Here is a 24,114-nt window from a genome sequence, read left to right as displayed (position 1 = left end):
ATGAGTGGTGTTCCCATAGTAGCTGTGAAAATAGAGCACTATTGTTTCAATCATTCAGAGAGAGCACCCGATCGTTTAAGGCAAGAGGTTAATGAATTGCCTGAAAGCCAGCGGAAAGCGTATTACAGCAAGCAGTCTACTACCTTAAAAGATCCGGATACTTATGCAGCACTAAACTGGCTTTTCCTTGGAGGATTTCATCACTGTTATTTGGAAAAGTATCCTTTATTTGTGATCGAACTGACACTGCTGATTATTGGTATTACCGGGCTGCTACTTGGCTATTTGAATACCATTTGGATCATTTTGTTGCTGGTCTTTTTTGAACGGCCCCAACTGTTTTTTGCCCAGAAGATCGTCAGACAGCACAACTATGAACTCTCTTGTCATATTGTCGAGGAAGTTCGGAGAAGAAGGCCCTAATGGGAAATTTGGAAAATATTCCTCTTTATGGATATTTTACTGATCATTTGGTAACCGTGAAAATAGCGTGATGATTTCCACTCTCATGCTGTTTTATTCATTGACTGTAAGCCCATGTAAGACATTGAGGAAAGGACATTCGACAGAATTGGTTCATACTGATTCTACCTAATGAATGTTGCCTATTGGTCGGTTTGGCTCGGGAAACAGTATGGAAGGGCTCAGTGTTGTTATGGTGCTAATTGCCGGTAGTTTGTTGCCGCTTCAAGCCGGGGTAAACGCGCTGTTGGCGAGAGCCAGTGGTCATACTCTCTGGGCAGCAGGAGTGTCTTTCTTCATCGGTACGATTGCGCTTATTCTTGTTTTCATCTTGCAGCGTGCTTCGTGGCCTATGCTAAGCCAGTTAAAAACTGCGCCCATTGTTGCCTGGGCTGGTGGGTTAATGGGGGCTTTTTTTGTCTACTGCATGGCCTTCTTTGCTCCAAAGCTGGGGGCTGCTACTTTGCTGGCATTGGTGATTTCGGGGCAGATTGGGATGTCGCTGGTGCTGGATCATTTTGGTGTAGCAGGTTATACCCAACATGTGATTTCGTGGCAGAGAGTACTTGGGTTTCTTTTGATGTTGTCGGGAGTTTTTCTGATCAAAAAGTTTTGAATGATTCTTTCAATTGTCCAGAGCTGTACCAAAATTATTATGGGTCTTAGCTTGATAGCATCTTATGGATGCCCTGAGCTGGGAAAGGTGGGACTGTTTTCTGTTGGCAGGTAGCAAACCTGAGCAGATAAAGAATAGGTTTGTATCAGAGGATCATCTTCAGGGACAGGCTTCAGGCTGAAGGAAACGCCTTAGGATAAGGGTTCCTTAGGTCAATCAGAAATTACTGGTGCTGGATAGTGTCTGGGCTGAATTTGATCGGATGGCTGAAGCACTTGAAACTGTTAAGGTCGCTATTGATGAGAACCCTTAAAAGACGGTTGGGTTCAGCCCTATAGCTGGAAAAAATGGCCAGCCCCCCTGAAATAGAGTCATAGCGTCTGGCTTATCCGAACATTAGGCTCTCTTCCACTGAGGTTCTTTAATAAAGCACTAAAGTATCACAATGCTTGATATTAAGAGATTAAAAGCACTGAAGTAAAAGACTTTCCTTTTCTTTAATTATCATCTCCTGCATTCTTCCTATCATGGCTGAGAAGGCTGAGAAGGCTGAGATGGTGATGATTTCAGAAATAGTACGTTGAACCAAATAGGAACGTAAATGTCAAAAGTTCGTTTCTTATTGTTTGAACTGTCCTGAAACCTTTAAACGTTAATTTATATGGTTGGTCAGTCATACGAGGTAGTACTGTGCCAGCCGACGTATCAAGTTCAGTGGTGATTCAGAGTCACCAAGCTGCAAAGAACACAGACCCCCAGAATTCACATCTGAATAACACCGGTTACTTTGCAAATAGAGCTGTTAACGTGTTGATGAGCATTGCGCTCACAGGATTTACAATAGTCTCAGTGTTTTGGGCTCCACCGCTTATAGGTTTGCTGACAACGGCCGTTTTTACAGGTTTTTTTGGCAAATCACTATTGTCGTGGCGTATTGGGGTCGTTTCACCAGAAAGTTGTCAGCCCAGAATAAGACATCATAACCCCTCTGTTAGTGATACTAACTCAGGTGTCAGTAATATTGACGATCAGCCATACGTTCTGATTCCCTCAAGTCAAACTCCGAGTATTGATACTGCTCTTTCACAGGCAGAGATTTACCCTCAATATGAAGTTTCTATGACTGCAGAAGATGCTGAGCCTAAAGCCCGGCTGGATTTCAGCCAGTACTCAGTGGAAGGCGCTGCTCTCCTTGATATTGAACCCGATTCAGGTGAATCCTTGAAAACCGGAGTTTTCTTGAAAGAAGAAGTTATCTGCCTAAGTGGTATCCTGGAAACTGACGAAATGCCTGTGTCAGTGCCTTTTGATAAGACCAATGATGCTGCTGCTGACTTTGGCCTGTTAATGTTATCAGAGAGCATGGAAAGTCAGGTTGATTTGGATACAGGCGAAACGTTAAAACCTGATTCACTGACGGTATCTATCGAAAATTCCCCTGTTCCCAAGCCTAACCCTGTAATGAAGAGTGAGACTGATGCCGGTGATAGTTTGTGCAGTGACTCGCTAACTGAAGATGAAACCCTGTCATCCGTTCCAGTGATAAAGACTGAAGAAGATGTTGTGCTTGAAGGGAAATTCGACACGGTTTTACAGGTAAGTACGCCGAGTATCGTCAGAACTGATGCAGTTCTGACTTCGGTGACGATGTCTCAATCGACCACCGTGTCTAAAACGGTTGCTTCTTTTGGAGCAGTGCCAGCATGCAATGGTAAAAATGTAACTTCATCCAGTGATGGAGTGGCTGTCGATACAGGTATCGCACTGACAGAACCCGAAAACCAAGAGCAATCAGAAACCAAGCCTGCTTTTGTTGAATCTGAAGATCAGATACCACTTCGCATACCGTTAGCGGCAACTGAGCGAGCCGATGCAGTCCGAGTAGGGTATTTATACGATTACGATAACCTATCCATAAAAGAAGCGAAGTATCATGAGACTCTGAACTCCCTTGCACGCCATGTTGTGGATGAAAATGGCGCACAGATAGACTTGAAAGAAGCTTTACAAGCATTGAAGAATAAAGAAGCCGATTCAGATCCGATTACTGTACAAACCATCATCATGTTAGAAGCTCTGGTCGAAGGTGCTGACATGGATGGACGGGTAAGGAATCATCAATTTATTGATAATTTGAGGGCTGCGATTGGCTTGTTAGCTAAAGAAGCTGAAGCGACCGATACTAAAGCGATTGAATATACAAATTACGATGATGAAAGTCGTGTAATTGAAGCAGTCTGCTATGCCCGTTATGCCGGTGTGACACTCTTTCAACATGGCAAATGTTTGCTGGAAACGATTATGCCTGATCGCTTTAACTGGGCGATGGCTGCAGAGAGAAGCGAAAATACAGCTGAAGCGTTAGCTTTGGACAATAAGTGCATTCATGGCTTAAAAGATGTTTATGGTAAAACCACATTTGGCCTGTGGCTACAAAAACTGGAAGGCGCTACTGGATATTGGTTTGATGCATCTCATGATGTGAACCCGCCTTATGTCCGGTTCAGGCTCTATTTTATGGATGCATCAGGACAAAAAAGGCTGATGACTTATGGTCGCTATGGGACACCTACCATAGAAGCTGGTCCATTGAGTGTGACCGAAATAACGCCTGAATACGAGCTGTTTATCCATGTTGCTGCAGCCCGGCATGAAAACATACTCTATACCAATCATCAGACGCTGACTGGTCCTGAAGGTAATCGTTCCACAGCTATAAAAAGCCTGGAAACCAGTCATCCGAATTATCATTGTTTGTGCCTTCCCATGGGGGATGGCCCGCTTTTCAAGTCCTGGCCAGCCCAAACAAGTGGAGAAGAATACATAGCTGCACTCAAAAAGGCTGTTCTTAATGAGGATGAAAGTGTTGGAATAACACTTCCCGCAGCACTCAAGAAAGAAGGGCTTGAGGATAAACTGGATGAATTCTGTGAGCTGATTAAGGTGAATTACTTTGAATCGCTTGAAGGAGATGATGATAAAAAGACCTTTACTCTATTGTTTTTCTTTTATTTGAAAATGCACTGTTATCGGGAGTTGAATATTCAGCATACGGTCTCTGCCTGTAAAGACAATATTGACCGTGGTTGTGTTTCATCGGGTGTTGATGAACTCATGTTTGCATTTTTGAGTGGTCAATTAGACACAAATAAAGCGGAAGTACTGGAGCGTTTATCCATTAATACAGCCATGGGGCCATTTCTTGTGAAGCGCCAAGAGCTTATTCCCAGGCGTCAGTGCTTGTTGGAAGGAGTTGTCAGGACGCTGACTATGAGCTCAATGGTTAAAGATAATGCAGAAGCTATTCGCTTGGGCAGTAAGCTATTGTTGGGTATGGGGCCTCTTGAGCTTAAAGTGCCCGTTGATGAAGGTCAGCATGCCTTTCCAATACCATCGCAAATGAAAACACTCGCTAAATATCAGAAGCAGGTTACCGACTTGAAAACCACGGAGGCCCCTCATTATTTTAAGTCACAGGACCCAGCGACAACCCAAGCGTACTTTAAAGCATTCAAGCACTCTGAAAGCCTAAGTGAAAATGGAATACAGATAACGATTGGTGATGAGAGTTATGCAAATAGAGCTGAGGCACTCCATAAAGTAGAGGAGATGTGTAGCGATGATGCTGAAACACAAGATCTGATATCGCGTTTATTGCATGATAAGGTTACTTATCCTGTTGAAATGGAATTGAAGAAAATTTTTGATACTACGCCTGAATTTCAAGGTTACCCTGTGGTATGCCGAGCAAGAGCTGGTGACCAAGCAGATGAGACGGCCAAGTTAACTATTGATATTGTGATCGATGACTCGAAAAAACAACTGCATTTACATCGGCCTATGGTGGTTACCTGCACCCAAGGTCAGGATAAATTTGAAGATGTGAATATTCGTGGTGAAATGGTGGTCGATCTTGCCAGAAAAAGACTCTATAGCGCTTGGTGTTTTGATAAATTTTAGGCTTTGAGATGGTCGACATTGAAAGGATTTCTTCTGTGGTTTGTGAAATGATGACCATAGATACAGAAAATTTCTAAATAGATTGGCTGTTGCTTTTAATTGACAATGTGATGATGAAGTAATGGACGTCCGAAATAGTGTTCGCTTGACCTACCCTCCTCAGGATAGAGTTCATACAGAAAGCCAGGAAGCTGCTGCTTTCGAGGCCTGCTCAATGAAAGCTACCCAGAAGCTTGGAGCAGGAGGGCTTTCAGAACTGCCTAAAGAATCGATGTAACTATTCAGCACCCAGCAAAGGCGTATTGTTGTAATTTCGAACCGCTTTAAGAAGCGCCTGAAATATGTTCAACCCCTGCTTTTTAGCAGATGATAAATAGCTTCGGATTCGGGTAAACATGGTACCTCCGTCTTCGCTTCTGAAGCAGCCTGAGATCTTCTGCTTAAGTTTGGCCATCCTGGCATCACGTTCACTGCCATTGTTATCGAAGGGAATTGAAAAGTCCGACATGAAGCGCAACGTTTCAACCTTAAACTCAATAAGCCTTTTGAACAGGTTGTAGGCCTTGGTATTCCTGACCTTCTTACGTCCAAGCACCTGTCGTTGTTTTTCCATATAAGCGGTTTCCTTCGTGAGAGCCCTTTGAAGGATTTGGTCGTATATCGTCTCAATGCGAAGCTGTATTGCACCAGGCATTTGAGTCAGACCGGCTGCTTTGTATTTCTTGCAGAAGTGCCAGGAGAGCGTAAGCAATTTCATCAGCCGCAGAGCCAGCTTATTCGCATCCCTATCGACAACTCCCTGAAGCTCTCTCAGATGATGGGCATTACAAAGCACATGCACTGCCGCATAGGCAAAGTAGGACTTCCAATGATCGTGAACCAGAATGCCTGCAAAAGTCAGCAGGATGCCCATTGCATCCATTGCTTCACAACCTCGCCTTTCTGAGAGGTAGTAAAGCGTCCATTGGTCATCTCGCATAATGTGTAACCACCACAGTGAACCGTCAACCCGCATGCCAGTTTCATCCGCTCCTGCAACCGGACTTTCTTGTAAAGCATCGCGGATACTCTGCTCAGTAGAGGCCAGGTTCTCATGGGTATAGGCAACAAAATTGGCAACAGAGCCTGCGCTGACACTCATGCAATAAATAGTATTGAAATACTCAGACACCCGGTGATATGGGATGAAGTGATACTGGTTTAAATGAACAGCCATTGCCTGAGTCACTTCTCCGTATTGAGCAGCGGCTTTCACTCCTTGGGGAAACTCAGCGGTGTTCCGTTTACCACAAGGACATACTTTAACGTCTGCCCAGTACGCGGTAACTTCAAATTCTCCGGGTCTACCTGGATCAAAAACCTGTCGCTCAATGTATTTGGTGGGTTTAATATCGATAAGCGAAGACTGGCAACAGCAACATTTTTCAACCTTCAGATGCCTGACATAATCGGGTAAGGCGACACGTCTCAAACAAGAGCCTTGATGACCTTTCTGGCCACCTGGTTTATTGCCTGAAGATGGTCTAAGGCTTTTGGGGTTCGGTGTTTCCTGTGAGGAGCAGGGGGCTTCTTTGGAAGATGTATCACCTTTATCACTCCCTTTTTTACTGGGCTTTTGATAACCATCTGACGATGGTGGCTTACTACTGTTTTGACTGTTTTTATTAACCCTTTCTTCCAGTTCGCTGCAACGTTCCCGTAAAAGCGCATTCTCGGTCCGAAGCTCTTCATTCTCTTTAAGGAGAGCTTCGGTAAACGGAGTAGCTGGGAAGTCTGGTTCCATACTGGAGATTTGTTAGAAAAATTGAGTATAAGATGATGGTCGAAAAATCAGAAAATTCCAGATTTATATGAAGGGTGCTGAATAGTTACGAATCGATTACAGAAAGGTCAATTTCTATACGTAAAGATCATACAGGAGTTATTCGCCTGCGTGAGTGTATTAGAGTCTTCAAGGCTGTTCATGACGTCCCTCAGGCTCAAGAGTGTCTGAAAGAATTTGAGGCTGTATTCCAAGGTGCAGAGGTCAGAGTTAATACGCGTGGCTGTATTATGCTTTCTGATGGGGGGGAGATTAAAGTAGACCATTACCTGCAGTGGGTATCAAGTGTGATTCCGTGTTTTATGATTTGTAATCAGCTAGAATCAGCCGAAAAATATATTAATATGGCAATTGATATTGCAAATGATTTTTCCTCTCGAGATGCCTATTTTCTTGGTCAATTATTTTTTTTGAAATTTCACTGGTGTTCAAAGAAACTGAAACAGTTAGCAATTTCAAGAGAGATTGCATCGAAGCTGCCAGAGTCATTAAGGAAAAAAAAAGATGATGGATCGTCTGATGGTGATTTGGCTAAGGAAATGGAGCAAAGCCTTGAAGCTGCAATCCGGTATCGAAATAACAATGCAATCATGGCTGGTATTGTTCATCATCTTGATGAAGAAAATTCTGCATTTTCTGCTCGCTTTGAACGTGGCCTTGAACTTCTGGATGTTGAAATAGATAGGGCTAAATCAAATAGATCTTACGATGGGTGCTCTCTCAATTTGATAACTGACTCATAGGTTAGCTTCAACCTTTCCAGTCATGAACTCAGACCAAAGTTGTTCCCAGCGCCCCTTACTCTGGATCAGTGCTCTTGTTGTCAAAAGCACTTCCGCTCCTGTTGCTTTCCACCTCATTCCAGAACCACATAATCGTTGCTTTACCAGAGTCTTACAAGCCGCTTCAGTAACTCCTGAACCTATTGGCCAATGGCGTTTAAGCGCCTGATGATAATTCATTAACTGGTGATTGTTTGTAAAATAGCTCACAGCTTTGTAGCGCTTCTCTGTCAGTGCGATTGTCTTTTTCGGGAGCTCGGCTGATTCAATTTCCTGAAGGATTTTTTTGGCTGCTCCACGCTTGTTTTTCAAACTATGTAGCCTGTCTTCAAGCCACTGGTGTCGCTTCGCCTTACTGGTTGGAAACAGTGCTTCCGCTGCTCCAGCTAAATATTCAGATGCATGATAAAAATCGAGTATCTGCCCAGAGGTATGTTGTTTCAAATAACTCCAGTTTTCTCTAGCCCCGTCAGCTACCCCGATGTATGTGGCATTTGGGTAGAGTCGTTTTAGATCTGCAATCTCCTCGTCGAGCTTGCTCATAAAGCTTTGTTTACCATACTCTGGCGAACTGGCTGTATATATCGTGTGGAGCCTGTCTCCATCTGCAGAATATAGGCTCAATGTCCCACACATGGCTTCCCTCCAGCCTTCTTCACAAAGCAGCATGCAGGTTCCATCCAGACCAATGGCTATTGTTTCAACAGGCTCTTTTAGTGGAGGAAGGTGGTAGTGAGTGTCTTGCTGGTCTTCAATTAATGCACCTACTCTGTCCGATAAATGCTTGATATAAGAATTTGAAAGCGTCCTTTGATGGTTGGTCTCAAAATCTTCTTTTACCGCAGGCGCTGGCATCTGGCTGTATTTCCAGGCGATAGACTTGGCAAATTTGGGGGTAGCTGAACCAATAATACCGGCACGAAGATCAAGTGCTGCCAGAGTACTGCCACCTCTGACACCCTGATATACGGAGCGCTCCAAAGGTATACGACCGTATAAGGTTTCATAGTGCTTAAGAACCTTTCCTTTGTAGTTCCACTTCTGCTGATTAACGACGATAGGTTCTTTATTGGGTGATTCAAATAGCCCCAATAACTCTTTTGTTCCAAGCTGCCCGGCTTCATTGAGTGCACGCTGTAAACTATCTTCAAGATTCAGCATGTTGCCTGAATCTATAGAAACTTCAATTTGCAAAACGATGCTTTTGGTAGAGCTGGAAATAACAGAAGCGGGCATGACAGTTAACTATTATGAGTGGTGTTCCCATAGTAGCTGTGAAAATAGAGCACTATTGTTTCAATCATTCAGAGAGAGCACCCCTTACGATTTGAAAAAAGGGGCAATAATAAGAGTTCTTCTATCAGAAATATTGAAATCCATTAAGGCTGTGCGAAAAGATATTGATCGTGGCGTATTGTATTCTTCCAGTGATATTTTTTCTAAACATTCTTCTGCTTTATATGCTTTATTCAGAGAGCCAACCATTGTTGATTTCCTAACTGACCGAAATGAGAAAAACTCTTTGTTTTACCACTTTATGGGCGAGCGTGAACTTTTGTTTAAATGGGTGCTCTCTCTGAATGATTGAAACAATAGTGCTCTATTTTCACAGCTACTATGGGAACACCACTCATAATAGTTAACTGTCATGCCCGCTTCTGTTATTTCCAGCTCTACCAAAAGCATCGTTTTGCAAATTGAAGTTTCTATAGATTCAGGCAACATGCTGAATCTTGAAGATAGTTTACAGCGTGCACTCAATGAAGCCGGGCAGCTTGGAACAAAAGAGTTATTGGGGCTATTTGAATCACCCAATAAAGAACCTATCGTCGTTAATCAGCAGAAGTGGAACTACAAAGGAAAGGTTCTTAAGCACTATGAAACCTTATACGGTCGTATACCTTTGGAGCGCTCCGTATATCAGGGTGTCAGAGGTGGCAGTACTCTGGCAGCACTTGATCTTCGTGCCGGTATTATTGGTTCAGCTACCCCCAAATTTGCCAAGTCTATCGCCTGGAAATACAGCCAGATGCCAGCGCCTGCGGTAAAAGAAGATTTTGAGACCAACCATCAAAGGACGCTTTCAAATTCTTATATCAAGCATTTATCGGACAGAGTAGGTGCATTAATTGAAGACCAGCAAGACACTCACTACCACCTTCCTCCACTAAAAGAGCCTGTTGAAACAATAGCCATTGGTCTGGATGGAACCTGCATGCTGCTTTGTGAAGAAGGCTGGAGGGAAGCCATGTGTGGGACATTGAGCCTATATTCTGCAGATGGAGACAGGCTCCACACGATATATACAGCCAGTTCGCCAGAGTATGGTAAACAAAGCTTTATGAGCAAGCTCGACGAGGAGATTGCAGATCTAAAACGACTCTACCCAAATGCCACATACATCGGGGTAGCTGACGGGGCTAGAGAAAACTGGAGTTATTTGAAACAACATACCTCTGGGCAGATACTCGATTTTTATCATGCATCTGAATATTTAGCTGGAGCAGCGGAAGCACTGTTTCCAACCAGTAAGGCGAAGCGACACCAGTGGCTTGAAGACAGGCTACATAGTTTGAAAAACAAGCGTGGAGCAGCCAAAAAAATCCTTCAGGAAATTGAATCAGCCGAGCTCCCGAAAAAGACAATCGCACTGACAGAGAAGCGCTACAAAGCTGTGAGCTATTTTACAAACAATCACCAGTTAATGAATTATCATCAGGCGCTTAAACGCCATTGGCCAATAGGTTCAGGAGTTACTGAAGCGGCTTGTAAGACTCTGGTAAAGCAACGATTATGTGGTTCTGGAATGAGGTGGAAAGCAACAGGAGCGGAAGTGCTTTTGACAACAAGAGCACTGATCCAGAGTAAGGGGCGCTGGGAACAACTTTGGTCTGAGTTCATGACTGGAAAGGTTGAAGCTAACCTATGAGTCAGTTATCAAATTGAGAGAGCACCCGTTTAAATGTTTGCGAGTCTCTCAGCTGATTCTAATTTACACCCTGTTAAAAGAGGATTGCCAACAGTTTATACAAGTTTCTTCAATAGTTGAAGGAATGGTGCCAGAAAAAGGTCAGGGTATTATGTTCCGTTTTCTTGCAAAAATACCAGCTTATCGAAAACATGTTTTCATTTGCGGGGATGAAAAGAAAAGGCCAAGTTCTGATCAAGATATATGTGAGTATGATCCTGTCATTTTATGGGACAAGTTACACTATATTTTGATTAAGCAAAAAATTAAGAGCAGGGAGTGGGGATTATTAGGTGCTGATTATGATCAGTATGCCGGTCAGGTAGTGCCTTATTATATAGCTTTTCAATATGTCGATGTGCTGGTCGAATTGAAGAGAACCTATCAAGCATTTTTGCAGTTAGCATCTTATAAAACGTACTGTGAAGAAAAATGCATGAAGTATGAGCTATCAGTAGCCGAAATTAAAATGATCGAAATAGAGTGTCTCCTCATAAAAGATAGGGAGTTATTGCGTAAACTATTAAGAAGTAAACCCGCTGATAGAATACGTTTAGATCAGGAGGAAAATAAAGAAGAGGGTAAAGCTTCCTTGGTATATCAATGTGCTTTAAATGAAACTGCTGAAACATTGAGAATAAAAGGAGCTGTAGTGGGGGAAATGGTCGTGAAAAACAAACAGTTCATAAGAGAGGGGGGAGAAAATGAGACTCCACTTCAATTATTAAAATTAAACCATCAGAGAGAAAATAAGCAATATAAGCAAAGTTTTGACTATCCTAAGTTTTGTCAGGATATCCGGGATGAAATGGCTTTTGGTACACTGAAGAGCACAACGGAATTAATTGATAATGTACTTGTGATTTCAAGCTTAGATTTGGTTCTGCGTGGGAGATTACTTTGGCATAAAGGATGGGCATATAAAACATTAGCTCAGAATCAAGGGGGAATGAGAGAGGGATTGACCTGTTTCAGTGAAGCCTTATCCTGCTGTGTTCGTGCAATGGGGCAGACCAGCATTGCAAGAGCGGTTGACCCAGTTAAATTTCTTCGTAATGGCAATGTTTCTCAGTTTTTTTATGATGAGAGTTTCCTTGATCCAAGAATATCTCTTATTGCCGACATCTACAGTGCTTCTGGTAACTACTTCAGAGTTATGAATCAGCCGGACAAAGGGGGAGAGTGCTCGAGCGTTGCTGACCGGATAAAGCCATGGAGAGTAACTAGACCATTCCGCCAAGCAAACTCCAGATACGAAGCAGAGCCTAAGGTCAGGCTCATCTCATATAAAGAGTAAAAAGTTGTGCATAGAATTGTCTCTTAATCAGTTAGATATGAGGTACTGATTTGTCAGCATGGACTCAATATGACGTATTAATTTATGGTCTTAGCCTGTAGCACTTAAGTGGCTAATTTAATGTTGACTCTCTCATTATATTAATCATATCTAATGTGTAAGCCAAAAAGCATGAAAATGTCGATATGAAAAACTTCTGAACTCTCGGGTAATTTCTGCTCACCCTACCATCACCTCCATTAACTGCGCTACTGCCTTTCTCTGAGGTTCAGTCATTTCACTCAGATTGGTAAGAATCACCTCAATATGTGGACAGTGGGAGTACACCTCACTGCGAAAGATTGGCTCTCTTCCTTCCAGATACCAGTCGATGGTAATGCCATAGAGTTGGCACATGGAAACCAGATCGTCCATATTTCTTGGGCCAGTACCATTATCCGCTTCCCAGCCATGTACGGTACTTCTGCTCTTGCCTAGCCTTTTGGCCACGTCATTCACGCTGAGCCCCGTCATTTCCCGAGCGGCTCTGGCTCTTCGATGTTTACTGTTCATGTCCGGTTGAAGTGGAATCCAAGTGATTGCTGTCCCGTTGAACAGGAATATGATTGATATGGGGCAGATTCTGAGGCTAAATTCCTTGCGAAAAAATGATCTATTGCTAAAAGTAAAACCTCCTCAATGACTATAAAACGTTCAGAGCCGTATATTATGGACAACACTCCGGCTTCACTGGTCGGTCAGGACGAATCAGAAGTCATGGCTGAGCAGATCCTCAGGCAATGGATTAGCGCCTGGAAGATAACTGATAAAGAAGAGAGACTGGCGGCTTGTTGCCGCTGCAAAATTGATACTATGCGTTGGTATCAACGTTTGCAGCAGCAATCACTTGAAGAGTTCGAATGACTAGGCGGTAGCTTCCAGAGTAGTTAGGACGAGGCTCTGGTCGAGCTGCTGAGCACTGATTCCTGTTCGATGGGCATGCCGGTAAACTGCAGTGTATACCCGAGCCTGTTGGTCAGCATCGAGAGTAATCTGCTCTTCCTCTGCCGTTCGGCTGACAAGGCTAATAACAGCGCGCATAAGATCTGTGGAAATGGTGGTCGCCGGTGCTGGCATGATTGGTTTTTGGTCTAGCAACTTGGCCAGCAGTATATCGACTTGGGTGGTTTCAGAGGCAGTGACAATCTGTTGAGAGATTTGATAGGGGGAAACATGTCCTGTACGAACTCCCAACAGCTGTTTCTGGTCGACGGCAAGTACATATACTGGAATTTCAGATAAAGGGGCGCTGCGAAGGGTGTCCAGTAATATATCCGCCATTTCTGGGGTCAGCTCAGAATGAATCAGGCGATGGTGTTTGTAAAGGACAGGCAGGTTCCGGTAACTGTATTCACCGGACTGGCTCAACATTAATGCCCAGTGTCCGGCATTGTCATGCAGGACACAAAGAGATAGCAAATCCGTCTTTTCTGTAAGCGCGTGTTTGAGTTCCCTGGGATCATGGAGCTTATCAACCAGAATGGGGGATGTAAGCCCGGAGATCAGCCAGTCCAGACTGACGCGCTCTTTGAGCTGAATCAGGCGAAGAATCTCTGGTCCCGGCACCTTTCCATGGCTGATACTCTCTGCCACACCGCGAGAGACGCCGAGAGTATTGATCCAGCTATAAAGCGAGCGACCATCCAGCAACCAGTCAAGGCGACTGCGAAAGGTAGAAAGGGCATGATCAGTAACAGCAGGCATATTGTTATTAAACTCATCAATTGATGTAAACAATGTATAACAGTGTAAACTTATTGTCAGTAAAAAATGAATAAGATTTTCAAGTTATTCCGATGCTTTAATACTGCCGTTTGAGGGCCTGATTTTGCTTTCTGATTAGTCAAAGATTGTAATTCCTGCCAAATATCTCCTAATTCTGTTTTTGTCGTTGACTGATGATATGTGGTTTTTTACAAGTTGGCGGATACGCTGCTTCTTTGAAATTCATTTATTTGTGATATGTTTTGCTTGTTGATCATAAAAAAATGAGTTAGCTTGTTTGTGTGGTCATAAAAAAATGACTCAAAAAGTAAGCAGCATAAATGGAGTTAGCAACTTATGAAGAAGTCCCAGTCCACCTCTGATGTCTTAGGTTTTCGAGTTTCGTCTGACCTGATCAAACGACTCGATTCCTTAGCCAAACAGGATCACCGCACTCGCTCACAGATGGCTCGCTTGCTCATTGAAAAAGCTTTGCGAGATCAGGAGAAGGTCCGAAGGGGGAAAAGGTTCAGCACCACCACTGAATAGGTATCGTCAATAGTTTCTTGATCAGAAAATTTGTTCGCACTGTCTTCTAATGATCTGGCGGGTGACAGCTTTTGGCTGCGAAAAGCCAGGTTTTGAATAAAGGGAGAAGCCAATGTCAGGCAAGCACGATAAAACAAAAGCTGAGCTCGTCATTCCAGCCAGTGTTCAGGAAGAGCCAGATTCATTTTATCGTAACTATTCAGCACCCTTCATATAAATCTGGAATTTTCTGATTTTTCGACCATCATCTTATACTCAATTTTTCTAACAAATCTCCAGTATGGAACCAGACTTCCCAGCTACTCCGTTTACCGAAGCTCTCCTTAAAGAGAATGAAGAGCTTCGGACCGAGAATGCGCTTTTACGGGAACGTTGCAGCGAACTGGAAGAAAGGGTTAATAAAAACAGTCAAAACAGTAGTAAGCCACCATCGTCAGATGGTTATCAAAAGCCCAGTAAAAAAGGGAGTGATAAAGGTGATACATCTTCCAAAGAAGCCCCCTGCTCCTCACAGGAAACACCGAACCCCAAAAGCCTTAGACCATCTTCAGGCAATAAACCAGGTGGCCAGAAAGGTCATCAAGGCTCTTGTTTGAGACGTGTCGCCTTACCCGATTATGTCAGGCATCTGAAGGTTGAAAAATGTTGCTGTTGCCAGTCTTCGCTTATCGATATTAAACCCACCAAATACATTGAGCGACAGGTTTTTGATCCAGGTAGACCCGGAGAATTTGAAGTTACCGCGTACTGGGCAGACGTTAAAGTATGTCCTTGTGGTAAACGGAACACCGCTGAGTTTCCCCAAGGAGTGAAAGCCGCTGCTCAATACGGAGAAGTGACTCAGGCAATGGCTGTTCATTTAAACCAGTATCACTTCATCCCATATCACCGGGTGTCTGAGTATTTCAATACTATTTATTGCATGTAACTATTCAGCACCCTTCATATAAATCTGGAATTTTCTGATTTTTCGACCATCATCTTATACTCAATTTTTCTAACAAATCTCCAGTATGGAACCAGACTTCCCAGCTACTCCGTTTACCGAAGCTCTCCTTAAAGAGAATGAAGAGCTTCGGACCGAGAATGCGCTTTTACGGGAACGTTGCAGCGAACTGGAAGAAAGGGTTAATAAAAACAGTCAAAACAGTAGTAAGCCACCATCGTCAGATGGTTATCAAAAGCCCAGTAAAAAAGGGAGTGATAAAGGTGATACATCTTCCAAAGAAGCCCCCTGCTCCTCACAGGAAACACCGAACCCCAAAAGCCTTAGACCATCTTCAGGCAATAAACCAGGTGGCCAGAAAGGTCATCAAGGCTCTTGTTTGAGACGTGTCGCCTTACCCGATTATGTCAGGCATCTGAAGGTTGAAAAATGTTGCTGTTGCCAGTCTTCGCTTATCGATATTAAACCCACCAAATACATTGAGCGACAGGTTTTTGATCCAGGTAGACCCGGAGAATTTGAAGTTACCGCGTACTGGGCAGACGTTAAAGTATGTCCTTGTGGTAAACGGAACACCGCTGAGTTTCCCCAAGGAGTGAAAGCCGCTGCTCAATACGGAGAAGTGACTCAGGCAATGGCTGTTCATTTAAACCAGTATCACTTCATCCCATATCACCGGGTGTCTGAGTATTTCAATACTATTTATTGCATGAGTGTCAGCGCAGGCTCTGTTGCCAATTTTGTTGCCTATACCCATGAGAACCTGGCCTCTACTGAGCAGAGTATCCGCGATGCTTTACAAGAAAGTCCGGTTGCAGGAGCGGATGAAACTGGCATGCGGGTTGACGGTTCACTGTGGTGGTTACACATTATGCGAGATGACCAATGGACGCTTTACTACCTCTCAGAAAGGCGAGGTTGTGAAGCAATGGATGCAATGGGCATCCTGCTGACTTTTGCAGGCATTCTGGTTCACGATCATTGGAAGTCCTACTTTGCCTATGCGGCAGTGCATGTGCTTTGTAATGCCCATCATCTGAGAGAGCTTCAGGGAGTTGTCGATAGGGATGCGAATAAGCTGGCTCTGCGGCTGATGAAATTGCTTACGCTCTCCTGGCACTTCTGCAAGAAATACAAAGCAGCCGGTCTGACTCAAATGCCTGGTGCAATACAGCTTCGCATTGAGACGATATACGACCAAATCCTTCAAAGGGCTCTCACGAAGGAAACCGCTTATATGGAAAAACAACGACAGGTGCTTGGACGTAAGAAGGTCAGGAATACCAAGGCCTACAACCTGTTCAAAAGGCTTATTGAGTTTAAGGTTGAAACGTTGCGCTTCATGTCGGACTTTTCAATTCCCTTCGATAACAATGGCAGTGAACGTGATGCCAGGATGGCCAAACTTAAGCAGAAGATCTCAGGCTGCTTCAGAAGCGAAGACGGAGGTACCATGTTTACCCGAATCCGAAGCTATTTATCATCTGCTAAAAAGCAGGGGTTGAACATATTTCAGGCGCTTCTTAAAGCGGTTCGAAATTACAACAATACGCCTTTGCTGGGTGCTGAATAGTTACCAACTTTTGCAGAGGATTATGGTCTTACTTCTTTCCAAACTGCAGGGTATAAATCGGGAAAAGACAAGTTATATAAAAGTGGAATAAGTGCTTTAAAATTTGGATTTTCTGGTGATGTATCAAAACTGTTGATAGTGGTTTCGCGAGATAAATTCCCCGATAACCTTATCATGAATGTCTATTGATCTTGAGAAGCAAATAGTCCTTCTGGATAACCGTTTCAAGCAAGTTCTCAAGGTCAGATTCTGCCGCTCAATCCGCTGAGTAAAGTGCTTTCCAATGATATGTTTATCTTCTGGTAAACAGGATGTGTATGGCTGCCAGTCATCTGTGCAGTATAAACTAACTTTGAAGCGGGCCAGACGCCCCAACAGCTTTTTGAGCGTCTCTGTGCTTCTGGAGCCGAACGCATGGGCAATGATCTTCTTGAAACGTGGCTCCCATGCATAAAACAGCCAGCGTTGCTGCTTCTTGCTACCAACAAATGACCACTGCTCATCCATTTCGAAAATAATCTTGACTTGGGCATTTTCGAAGGGGAGTTGTGTTACTGTTGGCGGGTCGAGTTTTTTAAATGAGCCAATACAGTCGTTGGACTGATCTCAAGGACACGTCCGATATCTCTGACCCCGGAGCCATTCATGGTCATCTTTATGATCTGCTCATGAGTACCAGGCAGATTGCCATTATAGCGATACTCAAGTTGGAAGCTCTTATTACAGTCCTTGCATCTATACCGCTGGTGACCCGTTTCAGCTTTCCCGTTCTTAACAACATTGATCGTTTGTTGACAATGGATACAGGCAACTTGAACTACAGCCATAGATGACTCAAAAAGTTAGGAATGTATCAGATCAACAGCTCTGACACATCACCATCAGTTCTCCAATTGTGATCCCCGCCTTGCTGGGTGTACCCTTTTTGCCGTTAGGTGTACCATTCTCCTCCAGTTCAGAGGCTCGACGCATGCCCCAAGCCTTGGCCTGTTGTTTTTTGCCAAAGGTCTTGGATTCTGTGTACTTTAGTTGTTTGCCTCCCCCAATACGTACAATGCAGCGATATCGGACGGAACCATCGGATTTCTTTCTGTTCTGAATTGTATAAGATGCCATAGCAATTCCCCCAAAAAACTAAAGTGTACCATCCAATATTATGGATCACCATTGGTACACCAGACGGGAAAAAATGGTAAAAAATACCTTTAAATTATTTAGAATCATCGTCCAATGAAAAATGATAAATCCCCAGAAAATAAGGGTTGTACAGATAATATGCTAGATCGTAAGTTTTCAGTTGCGCCGATGATGGATTGGACTGATAGGCATTGTCGTTACTTTCATCGGGTTCTCTCTGAGAGTGCATTGCTTTACACGGAAATGGTCACAACGGGAGCACTGGTCCATGGAGATAAAGACCGGTTTTTACAACACGATGCATTTGAATATCCTCTGGCATTGCAGCTGGGGGGGCATGATGCTAAAGATCTTGCCTTTTGCGCCAAACTTGCGGAAGAGCGAGGTTATCAGGAAGTAAACCTTAACGTGGGCTGTCCCAGTGATCGGGTTCAAAATGGTCGTATTGGTGCCTGTCTTATGGCCGAGCCAGAAACAGTAGCGAATGCTGTAAAGGCTATGAAAGAGTGTGTATCAATTCCAGTAACGGTAAAGCACCGTATTGGCATCAATGGCCGAGAGTCATGGGAGGAACTGCTGCACTTTGTCGGCACAGTGGCGGAAGCCGGGTGTGATGCTTTTATTGTTCATGCGCGTATTGCTGTTCTGGAAGGTCTCTCTCCCAAAGAGAATCGGGATATTCCTCCTTTAAAACCAGAATGGGTCTATGAGCTTAAAACGCAGTTTCAGGCTCTGAATATTTCCATTAATGGTGGTATCAAGACATTTGAGGAAATTGATCATCACCTGAATTATGTTGATGGTGTGATGCTTGGTCGAGAGGCCTATCAGAACCCTTACCTCCTTTCAGAGGTAGATAGCAGGTTGTATGGTTGTCTGAAGCCAGTGAAGAGTCGCTATGACGTGGTAGAGAAGATGCTTCCCTATATCGATTCCGAGCTGTCTAAAGGAACATGGCTCAGCCATATTACCCGCCATATGTTGGGGCTCTATCATGGTGTGCCTGGTGGTCGGAGATTCCGCAGACACATCAGTGAAAATGCTCACAAGGCAGGAGCTGGTAAAGAGGTATTACTGGAGGCAGTAAGGCTTGTGGAAAGCCTGTAGTTTTGTGGTTATGGCTCAATGAAAGAGTGATGTGCTCTAGGTGGTGACTTCTGGCTGTCTGCACCTTTCTAACTGTTTAACGAGATCACTAAAAGCCCTACGGTTGTCTTCATTCAGATTCATCAGGACTCTGTGAGCATCCAGCACTCGAGCATGTGTTGACTCTTCATTACAGTCCTCACACTCAATCTCGAGATATTCACTCTTTTGATCGCCAGCGTCTTCAACAATAATAAAAATCCGCTCAAACCCCATACTCATTAGGATTCTTGTGATGTCGGGTAGAGGGGAAATTAATACTGGTCGCTGGTTGATTTTCTTTCGAGCAAGAATAGATAGTTTGGCCAGCAAGCCGAGTGATGTGCTATCAATAGTTTCTGTTTCAGACAGATCAACAATAACAGAGCGAAACCCAGGTTCCTCAAACATAGTCTGAAGAAAGCTCTCCAAGCTAGAACATAGGGTAAGCCTTACTTCTCCGATCAGCTTGAGTACATATGTACCATCACTTTCGGCAAACTGAATTTTTCCAGGGTTCATGATCAGTTTCGAGCCAGTATCAGCATTGCAATATCGTCAGGAGCTTCCTGAATACCATTAACCCCCAGTTTCTCTGTCAGCGTTTCCACCGTATCGGCTCCTTCTCTGATAACCGATAATAAATAAGCTTCCTTTTCCTTAAGACTTTTCTGGGGCAAAACCTCAAGGATACCGTCGGATAGAATAGTTAAGGTGAATTGCTGAGGCAAGTCTATAACGGCATCTTCATAAACGGCATCTTCAAACAGGCCGACAGGTAGACCTTTGCCTTCAAGAAAGTGAACATCATCCCCTTCGGCAATGATCGGTAATGGGAAGTGTCCGCCAAATGAGTATGTTAATGTCTGGTCTCTTGTATTTACAATACCACCAAAAACAGTAACGTGTTTGCCTAAGCCTGTTTTTAATAGGCTGCGATTAATATAGTTTAAAACGTGTGAAGGTTTAACCCGAACCTTGCCTCCATGAGAGTGGTAATCTTGAAGTAGGCTTATAGACATGTGTTTCAGCAGGACTGTCACAAAAGCAGAGGATGCTCCGTGCCCAGAAACATCAGCCAGGTAAAATGCAAAGCTATACTCGTTAAGGGCGAAATAATCAACAAAGTCCCCACTTAAAAACAGAGAGGGGATTATGTTATGGTCGACTTTAAAGCCTTTGTATTCCAATGGGCGTCTAGGTAGCATGTTCATCTGAACTTGGCGCCCTGCCTTTTGGTCTTCCTGTAACAATGTAAGGCTGCTTTTTAGCGAGTTGATTGCTTCTTCAAGGCTGTCGCGATAGCGCTTATTTTCCATGAGTAGCTGTGCTTTCTCCAAAGCCCGGTTAATTGCATACTCAAGTACTTCTAAGTCAATGATTGGTTTGACCAAAAAATCGCTGGCACCAAGGTGAAGCGCCTCAACAACATCAGTCATTACGCCAGCCCCGGAAACGACGATAAAGGGGATGTCGGAGGACTCACTGCGAACTTGGGTGAGCATCGTTAGACCATCCATTTTGGGCATACGCAAGTCGCAAAGAATTAAATCAGGAGTATGTTCACGGAAAATCAGCAGTCCCTCTTGGCCATTCTCTGCCTCAAGGATTTTGAAACCGCTTCCCTTTAAATAGGTAACAATACTTTCGCGTACGATAGTGTCATCATCGATAACCAGAATGGTGCTGTCGATCATGGATGCACCCGCAAAGTAAAGAAATTATAAGAACCTGCTTTAGCCCGGCACATTCGGATAAAAAACCGCATTAAAGTGTAAAGTTAGAGGAAAAATACTCCCTACTCGGCTTGGCTGCAAGTGAGAGTATTAGCAAATTAATGTGATTGCTTTTGTTTATTGCTGTTGGAAGCTGTGAATCACTCTTACTTACTGCTCATCCTGTTGGCTTCACTAAAAATCATCTTCAGGCTGTTGCCCTGTGATTAAATATTCACGTCGCTGCAAATAAGTATCACGGATAAAAGTATAGCGGTCACCAAGAATCAGTTCTTCAGCGTCCAAGAGCTGAGCTCGGCTGTTTGTGATGTTAATAGCGCCTGCAAACCAGCGGTCTCGCTCAGGTTCATGATAGGTTACTGGGTTGGTTAATGCATCAGGAATTAAGCCAACTCCAGATCGTAATGTGCTTGGCCCTAGCATGGGTAAAACCAAGTAAGGACCTGAAGGAGCTCCCCAATGGGCAAAAGCCAGTCCAAAGTCACTGTATCTTTTATCAAGTCCCATGGGGGTTGCTACGTCTATCAGGCCAAGTATGCCCAGCGTGGAGTTAATGATCAGGCGTCCAGATGAGATCAGGGCATTCTGCCCTTTAAACTGGATACCAGCACTGACAATATTGCGAAACTCCCCTAAATTGCTAAAAAAGTTACTGACCAGTGTTTGTACTGGTCTGGGTGTTACATAGTTATAGGTTTTCGCTACTGGTTTAAGGGCATAGGTATCAAGGGTGTCATTAAACTTGAACACCTTGCGATTCCAGTTTTCCAATGGGTCATCATATGACACGGGCTCTGAGCTGTAGGCTAGAGTGGGTAAAAAAATCAGTATCGTTACGACTACTGATCTAACGATAGTCGCAGGAGAGTGGTTCACACGCTTGATTCCTTGTTGATTTCTAACGGGGCTTAATGCCTGTAATGTCTCTTCGGCAAAATGTAGCCTCGTTTTATTCCATACTGAATGGACTGACACTGCCCAAAGCGACCTGCTGCTATTACCGGGTCAACAGTATTTGCACAAGCAGATAGAACTATTCTAACGTGTTCCATTACTTTTATGCCAACTCAGTACCTACTGTGTCTCCATCGGCATATTTTGGTGCAGCTTCATAAGATATAAAAAAAACGTAACTATTCAGCACCCAGCAAAGGCGTATTGTTGTAATTTCGAACCGCTTTAAGAAGCGCCTGAAATATGTTCAACCCCTGCTTTTTAGCAGATGATAAATAGCTTCGGATTCGGGTAAACATGGTACCTCCGTCTTCGCTTCTGAAGCAGCCTGAGATCTTCTGCTTAAGTTTGGCCATCCTGGCATCACGTTCACTGCCATTGTTATCGAAGGGAATTGAAAAGTCCGACATGAAGCGCAACGTTTCAACCTTAAACTCAATAAGCCTTTTGAACAGGTTGTAGGCCTTGGTATTCCTGACCTTCTTACGTCCAAGCACCTGTCGTTGTTTTTCCATATAAGCGGTTTCCTTCGTGAGAGCCCTTTGAAGGATTTGGTCGTATATCGTCTCAATGCGAAGCTGTATTGCACCAGGCATTTGAGTCAGACCGGCTGCTTTGTATTTCTTGCAGAAGTGCCAGGAGAGCGTAAGCAATTTCATCAGCCGCAGAGCCAGCTTATTCGCATCCCTATCGACAACTCCCTGAAGCTCTCTCAGATGATGGGCATTACAAAGCACATGCACTGCCGCATAGGCAAAGTAGGACTTCCAATGATCGTGAACCAGAATGCCTGCAAAAGTCAGCAGGATGCCCATTGCATCCATTGCTTCACAACCTCGCCTTTCTGAGAGGTAGTAAAGCGTCCATTGGTCATCTCGCATAATGTGTAACCACCACAGTGAACCGTCAACCCGCATGCCAGTTTCATCCGCTCCTGCAACCGGACTTTCTTGTAAAGCATCGCGGATACTCTGCTCAGTAGAGGCCAGGTTCTCATGGGTATAGGCAACAAAATTGGCAACAGAGCCTGCGCTGACACTCATGCAATAAATAGTATTGAAATACTCAGACACCCGGTGATATGGGATGAAGTGATACTGGTTTAAATGAACAGCCATTGCCTGAGTCACTTCTCCGTATTGAGCAGCGGCTTTCACTCCTTGGGGAAACTCAGCGGTGTTCCGTTTACCACAAGGACATACTTTAACGTCTGCCCAGTACGCGGTAACTTCAAATTCTCCGGGTCTACCTGGATCAAAAACCTGTCGCTCAATGTATTTGGTGGGTTTAATATCGATAAGCGAAGACTGGCAACAGCAACATTTTTCAACCTTCAGATGCCTGACATAATCGGGTAAGGCGACACGTCTCAAACAAGAGCCTTGATGACCTTTCTGGCCACCTGGTTTATTGCCTGAAGATGGTCTAAGGCTTTTGGGGTTCGGTGTTTCCTGTGAGGAGCAGGGGGCTTCTTTGGAAGATGTATCACCTTTATCACTCCCTTTTTTACTGGGCTTTTGATAACCATCTGACGATGGTGGCTTACTACTGTTTTGACTGTTTTTATTAACCCTTTCTTCCAGTTCGCTGCAACGTTCCCGTAAAAGCGCATTCTCGGTCCGAAGCTCTTCATTCTCTTTAAGGAGAGCTTCGGTAAACGGAGTAGCTGGGAAGTCTGGTTCCATACTGGAGATTTGTTAGAAAAATTGAGTATAAGATGATGGTCGAAAAATCAGAAAATTCCAGATTTATATGAAGGGTGCTGAATAGTTACAAAAAAACAAAATTTATTTTTTTTGCTAACTTTTTGAAAGCAAAGCAAAGCAAAGCACGGAACTGGTACGAAAATTGTTTGCCAAAATAATGAAAATCATGGGTAGACAGGTTGAACAGGAGGTGACAGTATGACCGACTTGTCATCTGAAAATATCACTGTGTCTTTATTGTTCAAGGAGTGAACATGGTTAAAAAATATCGAGAGTCAAGTAAGAATTTAGAAGGCTCCGAGAAGAGAATCAGCTTTGTCATTAACACCTCTGAAGACAGAGTTAATCGCCTCCGCCAAGCTTATCTTGATGGCAATTTGATGGTTGATAGTGGACGTCTTGCTGAAAAAATGATCGCTTTTGAGCGCCAGCTGGAAATAGTCTTTCCTGATAAAGATAGCCCTTAAACCAAATGCTTACCCACATCTAAAACCTCTTCAGTGCCAAGGCTTGATCATCCCCTTTGAATGAAGTACGCTTCGAAACGTTCGATGCAAACAAATGCCTTGGCTTTGTGGCCTTTATTTATTGCTCCCATGGCACAGCTGGATAGCGCAGCCCCCTCCTAAGGGGCAGGTCGGAGGTTCGAATCCTCCTGGGAGCGCCATACAAATCAATAGCTTACCTTCTTATAACTATTTTCCTCTCCTTGTTCTTTGCCGTTGGGTGTAGGTATGG

23 protein-coding genes and 1 tRNA gene are annotated in these 24,114 nt (G+C 43.9%); 14 read left to right on the top strand and 10 right to left on the bottom strand.

Annotated features, from left to right (window positions below; genetic code table 11):
- The 3 genes from ACOCLE_RS10950 (at position 1) to ACOCLE_RS10940 (ending at position 5,038) form a co-directional block, all read left to right on the top strand.
- Positions 1–423: a hypothetical protein gene (locus ACOCLE_RS10950; RefSeq protein ID WP_419536726.1), complete on the top strand. Its 423-nt coding sequence runs from the start codon at positions 1–3 to the stop codon at positions 421–423.
- Between the two features lie 211 nt (positions 424–634).
- Complete coding sequence (locus ACOCLE_RS10945) at positions 635–1,078, top strand: DMT family transporter (protein ID WP_419536725.1); 444 nt, start codon at positions 635–637, stop codon at positions 1,076–1,078.
- A gap of 807 nt (positions 1,079–1,885) precedes the next feature.
- The gene (locus ACOCLE_RS10940) at positions 1,886–5,038 is read left to right on the top strand and encodes a hypothetical protein (protein WP_419536724.1); all 3,153 of its coding nucleotides are present in this window, start codon (positions 1,886–1,888) and stop codon (positions 5,036–5,038) included.
- Positions 5,039–5,315: 277 nt separating this feature from the next.
- On the opposite strand, the gene tnpC (ACOCLE_RS10935) is transcribed toward ACOCLE_RS10940, so the two are convergent.
- On the bottom strand, positions 5,316–6,821 hold the full coding sequence (gene tnpC / locus ACOCLE_RS10935) for an IS66 family transposase (RefSeq protein WP_419532963.1): 1,506 nt from the start codon (positions 6,819–6,821) through the stop codon (positions 5,316–5,318).
- A 74-nt stretch (positions 6,822–6,895) separates the two neighbouring features.
- Here tnpC (ACOCLE_RS10935) and ACOCLE_RS10930 point away from each other — a divergent pair, with 74 nt between their 5' ends.
- Positions 6,896–7,603, top strand: a complete 708-nt coding sequence (locus ACOCLE_RS10930; protein WP_419536723.1) for a hypothetical protein — start codon at positions 6,896–6,898, stop codon at positions 7,601–7,603.
- Here ACOCLE_RS10930 and ACOCLE_RS10925 read toward each other — a convergent pair.
- Complete coding sequence (locus ACOCLE_RS10925) at positions 7,598–8,878, bottom strand: ISKra4 family transposase (protein WP_419532972.1); 1,281 nt, start codon at positions 8,876–8,878, stop codon at positions 7,598–7,600. The genes ACOCLE_RS10930 and ACOCLE_RS10925 overlap by 6 nt on opposite strands.
- Between ACOCLE_RS10925 and ACOCLE_RS10920 the strand changes: the two genes are divergently transcribed.
- The 3 genes from ACOCLE_RS10920 to ACOCLE_RS10910 all read left to right on the top strand — a co-directional run bounded on the left by ACOCLE_RS10920 (position 8,877) and on the right by ACOCLE_RS10910 (position 11,907).
- Positions 8,877–9,230, top strand: coding sequence for a hypothetical protein (locus ACOCLE_RS10920; protein ID WP_419536722.1), 354 nt, complete (start codon positions 8,877–8,879; stop codon positions 9,228–9,230). The genes ACOCLE_RS10925 and ACOCLE_RS10920 overlap by 2 nt on opposite strands.
- A gap of 60 nt (positions 9,231–9,290) precedes the next feature.
- The gene (locus ACOCLE_RS10915) at positions 9,291–10,571 is read left to right on the top strand and encodes an ISKra4 family transposase (protein ID WP_419532972.1); all 1,281 of its coding nucleotides are present in this window, start codon (positions 9,291–9,293) and stop codon (positions 10,569–10,571) included.
- 124 nt (positions 10,572–10,695) lie between these two features.
- Positions 10,696–11,907, top strand: a complete 1,212-nt coding sequence (locus tag ACOCLE_RS10910; RefSeq protein WP_419536721.1) for a hypothetical protein — start codon at positions 10,696–10,698, stop codon at positions 11,905–11,907.
- Positions 11,908–12,126: 219 nt separating this feature from the next.
- On the opposite strand, the gene ACOCLE_RS10905 is transcribed toward ACOCLE_RS10910, so the two are convergent.
- Positions 12,127–12,420, bottom strand: a complete 294-nt coding sequence (locus ACOCLE_RS10905) for a helix-turn-helix domain-containing protein (RefSeq protein WP_419536720.1) — start codon at positions 12,418–12,420, stop codon at positions 12,127–12,129.
- Positions 12,421–12,585: 165 nt separating this feature from the next.
- Between ACOCLE_RS10905 and ACOCLE_RS10900 the strand changes: the two genes are divergently transcribed.
- On the top strand, positions 12,586–12,810 hold the full coding sequence (locus ACOCLE_RS10900) for a hypothetical protein (RefSeq protein ID WP_419536719.1): 225 nt from the start codon (positions 12,586–12,588) through the stop codon (positions 12,808–12,810).
- Here ACOCLE_RS10900 and ACOCLE_RS10895 read toward each other — a convergent pair whose 3' ends face one another.
- Positions 12,811–13,650, bottom strand: coding sequence for a hypothetical protein (locus ACOCLE_RS10895; RefSeq protein WP_419536718.1), 840 nt, complete (start codon positions 13,648–13,650; stop codon positions 12,811–12,813). It lies immediately after the preceding gene.
- A gap of 357 nt (positions 13,651–14,007) precedes the next feature.
- On the opposite strand from ACOCLE_RS10895, the gene ACOCLE_RS10890 reads away from it, so the two are divergent.
- The 3 genes from ACOCLE_RS10890 (at position 14,008) to tnpC (ACOCLE_RS10880) (ending at position 16,718) form a co-directional block, all read left to right on the top strand.
- Positions 14,008–14,199, top strand: coding sequence for a ribbon-helix-helix domain-containing protein (locus ACOCLE_RS10890; protein WP_419536717.1), 192 nt, complete (start codon positions 14,008–14,010; stop codon positions 14,197–14,199).
- A 280-nt stretch (positions 14,200–14,479) separates the two neighbouring features.
- Complete coding sequence (locus tag ACOCLE_RS10885) at positions 14,480–15,127, top strand: DUF6444 domain-containing protein (RefSeq protein WP_419536716.1); 648 nt, start codon at positions 14,480–14,482, stop codon at positions 15,125–15,127.
- Between the two features lie 85 nt (positions 15,128–15,212).
- Complete coding sequence (tnpC, locus tag ACOCLE_RS10880; RefSeq protein ID WP_419532963.1) at positions 15,213–16,718, top strand: IS66 family transposase; 1,506 nt, start codon at positions 15,213–15,215, stop codon at positions 16,716–16,718.
- A 123-nt stretch (positions 16,719–16,841) separates the two neighbouring features.
- On the opposite strand, the gene ACOCLE_RS10875 is transcribed toward tnpC (ACOCLE_RS10880), so the two are convergent.
- Together ACOCLE_RS10875 and ACOCLE_RS10870 are read right to left on the bottom strand one after the other, a co-directional pair.
- A protein-coding gene (locus ACOCLE_RS10875) for an IS1 family transposase (RefSeq protein ID WP_419536715.1) occupies positions 16,842–17,545 on the bottom strand; the annotation gives its coding sequence in 2 pieces (ribosomal slippage) (positions 16,842–17,302 and positions 17,302–17,545; 705 coding nt in all).
- A 31-nt stretch (positions 17,546–17,576) separates the two neighbouring features.
- The gene (locus ACOCLE_RS10870; protein WP_419536714.1) at positions 17,577–17,834 is read right to left on the bottom strand and encodes a hypothetical protein; all 258 of its coding nucleotides are present in this window, start codon (positions 17,832–17,834) and stop codon (positions 17,577–17,579) included.
- Between the two features lie 189 nt (positions 17,835–18,023).
- Here ACOCLE_RS10870 and dusA point away from each other — a divergent pair, with 189 nt between their 5' ends.
- Positions 18,024–18,962 carry a tRNA dihydrouridine(20/20a) synthase DusA gene (dusA, locus tag ACOCLE_RS10865; protein WP_419536713.1) on the top strand — a complete coding sequence of 313 codons (939 nt, stop codon included), beginning with the start codon at positions 18,024–18,026 and terminating at the stop codon, positions 18,960–18,962.
- A 36-nt stretch (positions 18,963–18,998) separates the two neighbouring features.
- On the opposite strand, the gene ACOCLE_RS10860 is transcribed toward dusA, so the two are convergent.
- The 4 genes from ACOCLE_RS10860 to tnpC (ACOCLE_RS10845) form a co-directional block, all read right to left on the bottom strand.
- A complete protein-coding gene (locus ACOCLE_RS10860; RefSeq protein WP_419536712.1) occupies positions 18,999–19,502 on the bottom strand; it encodes an STAS domain-containing protein in 504 nt (167 codons plus the stop codon).
- 2 nt (positions 19,503–19,504) lie between these two features.
- The gene (locus ACOCLE_RS10855) at positions 19,505–20,677 is read right to left on the bottom strand and encodes a SpoIIE family protein phosphatase (protein WP_419536711.1); all 1,173 of its coding nucleotides are present in this window, start codon (positions 20,675–20,677) and stop codon (positions 19,505–19,507) included.
- Positions 20,678–20,890: 213 nt separating this feature from the next.
- Positions 20,891–21,487, bottom strand: a complete 597-nt coding sequence (locus ACOCLE_RS10850; protein ID WP_419536710.1) for a VacJ family lipoprotein — start codon at positions 21,485–21,487, stop codon at positions 20,891–20,893.
- Positions 21,488–21,849: 362 nt separating this feature from the next.
- Positions 21,850–23,355, bottom strand: a complete 1,506-nt coding sequence (gene tnpC, locus ACOCLE_RS10845) for an IS66 family transposase (RefSeq protein ID WP_419532963.1) — start codon at positions 23,353–23,355, stop codon at positions 21,850–21,852.
- 275 nt (positions 23,356–23,630) lie between these two features.
- On the opposite strand from tnpC (ACOCLE_RS10845), the gene ACOCLE_RS10840 reads away from it, so the two are divergent.
- Positions 23,631–23,843 carry a flagellar biosynthesis anti-sigma factor FlgM gene (locus ACOCLE_RS10840; protein WP_419536709.1) on the top strand — a complete coding sequence of 71 codons (213 nt, stop codon included), beginning with the start codon at positions 23,631–23,633 and terminating at the stop codon, positions 23,841–23,843.
- Positions 23,844–23,966: 123 nt separating this feature from the next.
- Positions 23,967–24,043, top strand: a tRNA-Arg gene (locus tag ACOCLE_RS10835).
- Positions 24,044–24,114: the final 71 nt, after the last annotated feature.

The sequence above is a fragment of the Endozoicomonas sp. genome, assembly GCF_965196975.1.
Taxonomy (GTDB): Bacteria; Pseudomonadota; Gammaproteobacteria; order Pseudomonadales; family Endozoicomonadaceae; genus Endozoicomonas.
The sequence above is the reverse complement of the archived record's forward strand: the minus strand, read 5'-3'. Positions and strand labels throughout refer to the sequence as shown.

What these genes read in the sequence shown, in the direction of transcription:
- ACOCLE_RS10945 (WP_419536725.1), top strand. Translation starts at nt 635, where the DNA reads ATGGAAGGGCTCAGTGTTGTTATGGTGCTAATTGCCGGTAGTTTGTTG.
- ACOCLE_RS10895 (WP_419536718.1), bottom strand. Translation starts at nt 13,650, where the DNA reads ATGCCTGCTGTTACTGATCATGCCCTTTCTACCTTTCGCAGTCGCCTT.
- tnpC (WP_419532963.1), top strand. Translation starts at nt 15,213, where the DNA reads ATGGAACCAGACTTCCCAGCTACTCCGTTTACCGAAGCTCTCCTTAAA.
- ACOCLE_RS10855 (WP_419536711.1), bottom strand. Translation starts at nt 20,677, where the DNA reads ATGATCGACAGCACCATTCTGGTTATCGATGATGACACTATCGTACGC.
- ACOCLE_RS10885 (WP_419536716.1), top strand. Translation starts at nt 14,480, where the DNA reads ATGGAACCAGACTTCCCAGCTACTCCGTTTACCGAAGCTCTCCTTAAA.
- ACOCLE_RS10840 (WP_419536709.1), top strand. Translation starts at nt 23,631, where the DNA reads ATGGTTAAAAAATATCGAGAGTCAAGTAAGAATTTAGAAGGCTCCGAG.
- ACOCLE_RS10950 (WP_419536726.1), top strand. Translation starts at nt 1, where the DNA reads ATGAGTGGTGTTCCCATAGTAGCTGTGAAAATAGAGCACTATTGTTTC.
- ACOCLE_RS10870 (WP_419536714.1), bottom strand. Translation starts at nt 17,834, where the DNA reads ATGGCATCTTATACAATTCAGAACAGAAAGAAATCCGATGGTTCCGTC.
- ACOCLE_RS10915 (WP_419532972.1), top strand. Translation starts at nt 9,291, where the DNA reads ATGCCCGCTTCTGTTATTTCCAGCTCTACCAAAAGCATCGTTTTGCAA.
- ACOCLE_RS10910 (WP_419536721.1), top strand. Translation starts at nt 10,696, where the DNA reads ATGGTGCCAGAAAAAGGTCAGGGTATTATGTTCCGTTTTCTTGCAAAA.
- ACOCLE_RS10900 (WP_419536719.1), top strand. Translation starts at nt 12,586, where the DNA reads ATGACTATAAAACGTTCAGAGCCGTATATTATGGACAACACTCCGGCT.
- tnpC (WP_419532963.1), bottom strand. Translation starts at nt 23,355, where the DNA reads ATGGAACCAGACTTCCCAGCTACTCCGTTTACCGAAGCTCTCCTTAAA.
- ACOCLE_RS10920 (WP_419536722.1), top strand. Translation starts at nt 8,877, where the DNA reads ATGACAGTTAACTATTATGAGTGGTGTTCCCATAGTAGCTGTGAAAAT.
- ACOCLE_RS10890 (WP_419536717.1), top strand. Translation starts at nt 14,008, where the DNA reads ATGAAGAAGTCCCAGTCCACCTCTGATGTCTTAGGTTTTCGAGTTTCG.
- ACOCLE_RS10925 (WP_419532972.1), bottom strand. Translation starts at nt 8,878, where the DNA reads ATGCCCGCTTCTGTTATTTCCAGCTCTACCAAAAGCATCGTTTTGCAA.
- dusA (WP_419536713.1), top strand. Translation starts at nt 18,024, where the DNA reads ATGATGGATTGGACTGATAGGCATTGTCGTTACTTTCATCGGGTTCTC.
- tnpC (WP_419532963.1), bottom strand. Translation starts at nt 6,821, where the DNA reads ATGGAACCAGACTTCCCAGCTACTCCGTTTACCGAAGCTCTCCTTAAA.
- ACOCLE_RS10860 (WP_419536712.1), bottom strand. Translation starts at nt 19,502, where the DNA reads ATGAACCCTGGAAAAATTCAGTTTGCCGAAAGTGATGGTACATATGTA.
- ACOCLE_RS10905 (WP_419536720.1), bottom strand. Translation starts at nt 12,420, where the DNA reads ATGACGGGGCTCAGCGTGAATGACGTGGCCAAAAGGCTAGGCAAGAGC.